The following is a 1371-nucleotide window of genomic DNA, read 5'->3' as shown; positions in this document are numbered from 1 at the left end:
GTCCTACTCTCCCACAGGGTCCCCCCTGCAGTACCATCGGCGCTGTAAGGCTTAGCTTCCGGGTTCGGAATGTAACCGGGCGTTTCCCTCACGCTATGACCACCGAAACACTATGAAACTATCCAGCCGCACCACACCGTGACCTGGCATGGGGCTGTTCGTGGTTTCAGAACCAACACAGTGGACGCGAGCAACTGAGGACAAGCCCTCGGCCTATTAGTACCAGTCACCTCCACCCGTTACCGGGCTTCCAGACCTGGCCTATCAACCCAGTCGTCTACTGGGAGCCTTACCCTCTCAAGGAGGTGGGAATACTCATCTCGAAGCAGGCTTCCCGCTTAGATGCTTTCAGCGGTTATCCCTCCCGAACGTAGCCAACCAGCCATGCCCTTGGCAGAACAACTGGCACACCAGAGGTTCGTCCGTCCCGGTCCTCTCGTACTAGGGACAGCCCTTCTCAATATTCCTACGCGCACAGCGGATAGGGACCGAACTGTCTCACGACGTTCTAAACCCAGCTCGCGTACCGCTTTAATGGGCGAACAGCCCAACCCTTGGGACCGACTCCAGCCCCAGGATGCGACGAGCCGACATCGAGGTGCCAAACCATCCCGTCGATATGGACTCTTGGGGAAGATCAGCCTGTTATCCCCGGGGTACCTTTTATCCGTTGAGCGACGGCGCTTCCACAAGCCACCGCCGGATCACTAGTCCCGACTTTCGTCCCTGCTCGACCCGTCGGTCTCACAGTCAAGCTCCCTTGTGCACTTACACTCAACACCTGATTGCCAACCAGGCTGAGGGAACCTTTGGGCGCCTCCGTTACTCTTTAGGAGGCAACCGCCCCAGTTAAACTACCCATCAGACACTGTCCCTGATCCGGATCACGGACCCAGGTTAGACATCCAGCACGACCAGACTGGTATTTCAACGACGACTCCCCCTGAACTGGCGTCCAGAGTTCAAAGTCTCCCAGCTATCCTACACAAGCCGAACCGAACACCAATATCAAACTGTAGTAAAGGTCCCGGGGTCTTTCCGTCCTGCTGCGCGAAACGAGCATCTTTACTCGTAGTGCAATTTCACCGGGCCTATGGTTGAGACAGTCGAGAAGTCGTTACGCCATTCGTGCAGGTCGGAACTTACCCGACAAGGAATTTCGCTACCTTAGGATGGTTATAGTTACCACCGCCGTTTACTGGCGCTTAAGTTCTCAGCTTCGCCACCCCGAAGAGTGACTAACCGGTCCCCTTAACGTTCCAGCACCGGGCAGGCGTCAGTCCGTATACATCGCCTTACGGCTTCGCACGGACCTGTGTTTTTAGTAAACAGTCGCTTCTCGCTGGTCTCTGCGGCCACCCCCAGCTCACT

1 rRNA gene and 1 other annotated feature (1 of these 2 running past the window's edge) are annotated in these 1371 nt (G+C 56.5%); the gene reads right to left on the bottom strand.

Annotated elements, in window-relative coordinates:
* Positions 1-107: ribosomal RNA gene (gene rrf / locus AB0959_RS52840) — 5S ribosomal RNA — on the bottom strand; the annotation flags it as partial.
* Between the two features lie 89 nt (positions 108-196).
* Positions 197-1371 (bottom strand) — a sequence feature (most likely nonfunctional fraction of RNA operon); it runs 3248 nt beyond the window's last position.

The organism is Streptomyces sp. NPDC046862 (genome assembly GCF_040704615.1).
In the GTDB taxonomy this organism is placed as follows: domain Bacteria; phylum Actinomycetota; class Actinomycetes; order Streptomycetales; family Streptomycetaceae; genus Streptomyces.
This window is presented reverse-complemented; position numbering and strand designations above follow the sequence as displayed.